The organism is Spirosoma lituiforme, from assembly GCF_054776635.1.
The window spans coordinates 33627-37087 of the sequence record NZ_BAAHBO010000015.1; the positions used below are offsets into that span (position 1 = coordinate 33627).

Annotated in this window: 3 protein-coding genes; all 3 read left to right on the forward strand. The window is 51.1% G+C overall.

What is annotated here, in order from left to right:
- The coding region (locus ACYU87_RS26535) for an Ig-like domain-containing protein (protein WP_461137031.1) at positions 1–2171 on the forward strand (2171 nt) is incomplete at its 5' end.
- 105 nt (positions 2172–2276) lie between these two features.
- Complete coding sequence (locus ACYU87_RS26540) at positions 2277–3134, forward strand: gliding motility-associated C-terminal domain-containing protein (protein WP_461137032.1); 858 nt, start codon at positions 2277–2279, stop codon at positions 3132–3134.
- Between the two features lie 98 nt (positions 3135–3232).
- Positions 3233–3461 (forward strand): type IX secretion system membrane protein PorP/SprF (locus ACYU87_RS26545; RefSeq protein WP_461137033.1); only part of this gene is annotated, 229 nt, incomplete at its 3' end.

Here is a 3461-nt window from a genome sequence, read left to right on the forward strand (position 1 = left end):
TGCCGGTGAGTGATCCTGACGGGACGAGTTCATTCACGGTGAGCGTATGCGGTCAACCGAGCTCGGGCAGTGTGAGCGTGGCCAGCGTGGTCAACACCGGCAGCGTGTGTGTGAACTACGTGCCGGTGCATGGCTTCAGCGGCAACGTGGGCAATGTGTGCCTGGTGGTCACCGACCCCACGGGTCTGACCAGCGTTGTGCAGGTGCCGGTGACGGTGATACCAGCCAGCGTGCCGACGCCGAACGCGCCGGTAGTAACGGGTCAGCCGTTGGTGACCAGCGTAAACACACCGGGCAGCGTGTGCCTGCCGGTGAGCGATGCCGACGGGACCAGCAGCTTCAGTGCGGCTATCTGCGGTCAGCCCGCCAGCGGCACGGCTGCCGTGGTGAGCACCAGCTCAAGCAATGTATGTATCAGTTATACCCCGCCAGCTAGTTTCACAGGTTATGCGGGCAGCATCTGCGTCATTGTCACCGATCCAACGGGTCAGACAGCCACGGTACAGGTACCAGTAGTCGTCAGCCCTGTTTGTGCGACAGCAACCACGCCGGAACAGCCGCCAGTCGTTGTCATTGTTCCTGTTATCACTCCGAGCAATACACCTACTGTTGTGTGTATGCCGGTAAGTGATCCGAACGGTACAACGTCCTTTACCGCGTCAGTCTGTGGTCAACCGAGCAGCGGTACGGCAACGATAATAAGCAGCAATACAGGTAGTGTATGTGTTGCCTATACCCCGCCTGCTAGTTTTACGGGTTATGCCGGTACAATTTGCGTAATGGTGACCGATCCGACCGGGCAAACCAGCACAGTCCAGGTTCCTGTCTTGGTTACTCCTACTTGTTCCTGTCCAAAGCCGACCCCGCAGCCGCCGGTTGTTGCAAGTGCACCGTTAGTAACCAATCAAAACACGCCTGCCAGCATCTGCCTGCCGGTCAATGATCCTGATGGGGCTACTACCTTCACGGTGTCAATATGTGGGTTGCCTGGCAATGGTACAGTCAACGTACCCGCAACGGTGAATGGCAAAAATCTGTGTCTATCTTATACACCACCGACCAACTTCACGGGGAATGCCGGCACGCTTTGTTTGATTGTAACGGATCCCGCAGGATTGACCAATGTGGCGTATGTGCCGGTAACAGTCATACCGACTACTGTTCAACGTCCTCCGCTGATCAGTGCAGGAACGTTGACAACACCGATAAACACAACGGCTCAAATCTGTCTGCCAGTTTCTGATCCGGAAGGAGCAACCAGTTTCACGGTAGCAATTTGTGGTCAGCCTTTGAACGGTACTGTAACTACGGCTAGTACAGTAGTGGGTAATCAGATTTGTGTGCGGTACACACCTCCAACAGGCTTTACGGGTAACTCTGGTAGCTTCTGCATCAAAATAACAGACCCAACCGGGTTGACAACCAGTGCAGAAATACCCGTTAGTGTTGATCCGTTACCCAATGCTTGTGTCGCGATAAATCTGAAAGTTATGCTGGAAGGACCCTACAACGCATCGACGCACCTGATGAATACAACGCTTAATCAGCGTGGGCTTCTGCCTGGTCAGACGCCTATCGGTAGCTTTGCGGTCGTTACGCCATCGGGTCAACCGTACAACACAGCCCCCTGGAATTATACAGGCACGGAAAGCATGACGAGCTATGCGTCTGATATTGTTGACTGGGTCTTGGTATCACTTCGTACGGATTCGCTGACAACGCAGTCTGTGTTCAAAGCTGCAGGTCTGCTTCACGCTGATGGTCGGATCACTTTCGTCCGGCCTTGCTTCCAGCTGCCAGTTGGTTCTTACTTCGCCGTAGTGGAGCATCGCAATCACCTGAGTGTCATGACGCCAAACAAAGTGATGGTCAGTAACAATACGGTAAGCTTTGACTTCACCCGGCAGGATTCGTATCGGATGGCAAACCCACCATCGTTTGGCCAGATTCAGCTGGATGGCAAGTGGATGATGTATGGTGCGGATGGGAAAAAGGACAATTTTACCGATAACTTCGATATCAATTTCTTCGATTCAAAATTGTGGAAAGATGAGAGCGGTATTTTCGATCAGTATCGGTACGGCGATTTCAATATGGATGCCGACGTGAATTTCAGCGACAGTGTTCTCTGGAATAAGAATAACGGGCGTTACTCAAAAGTGCCCCATTAAGGTAAGTAGCCCGTCCGGTCAGCTTCCATGGCTACTGGACGGGCCTATTTTTTACTCTATCTAATCCCAATGGCTATGTCTCGATTAGTAATATGTATACAGCTCATGCTGATAGCCCTGTCGTCGGCGATTGCTCAGAATGGCGTATTCGATGTTCGATTAAAGCAAAACAAAGTAGACTGCAACAACCGGAAAATTCTGGTGGATGTTGAACTCAAAGCGCATGATGAAAGCACAGAGTTTCTGCTGGGTAATGCTAACTTTCGTTTTTTGTACGATGCACAGTTTTTACAACATCCTGTACTGCTTGAACAGCATAACTTTAGTAGTGCAGGTACCATTGTCAACACCAATTATAACGCACAATCGCTGAACGGCTCCTTTGAACGCACTGCCAAGGGCATTGTTTCTTTAAATGTCATTCATTCTGGGGAAGATCGTAATGCAACCCGTGTGGTTAGTAACCAGTGGATGCCTGTCGCTACTATTCAGTTCGATATGGCTGATGTGAATAGCCAAAAAGGAACTGAGATTACGTGGAATGACAACAAAACGTTTCCTGTAACAGGCCTGAGCGAGGTTGTACCGTCAAAAAGCACGACATCCGGGAGTGAACTCGTTGCCAAATCAGGGGGTATCTTTCAGAATTTAATCATAAACAGCTTCGCCGACATATGTAGTGCATCTGGTACTGCTGAACAGGGTGAGTTGATGATTCCTGAAGGCTTTTCGCCAAATGGAGATGGTGTAAACGACTTCTTCAAAATATATAATTTAGGATCTCTCAAGGCAGATGTGACGATTTATAACAGGGATGGACGTCTCGTCTACACGAATGCCAACTATCAGAATGATTGGGATGGCCGTACTGAGCAGGGGGCTCTGCCTGGTGGTACGTACTTCTATGCCATTCGGCTTAGTGATGGCCGGGCATTCCAGCGTGCCATGACCATAAACCGGTAGTGCATTTTATCCGGTTGCCATTCGGATTGTATCCGAGTCAGGTGCTAAGATTCGCTGGTATAGTTTATCCGCTACATGACCATTAACCGCTAACACCGATGGCAACTAAGTTTTCAATCAATACCTGGGCCACGATCCTGCTGTTTTTGGGTGTGGTCGGTGGTCCGGTCCGGGCGCAGCAGGATAAGCTGTTCTCTCAATACATGTTCAACATGCTGGCCCTCAACCCCGCCTACGCCGGCAGCCGCGATGTGCTGAGCATGTCTGCGCTCTACCGAAACCAATGGTCGGGCCTCACGGGAGCGCCCCAGACGGCCACCTTCACGG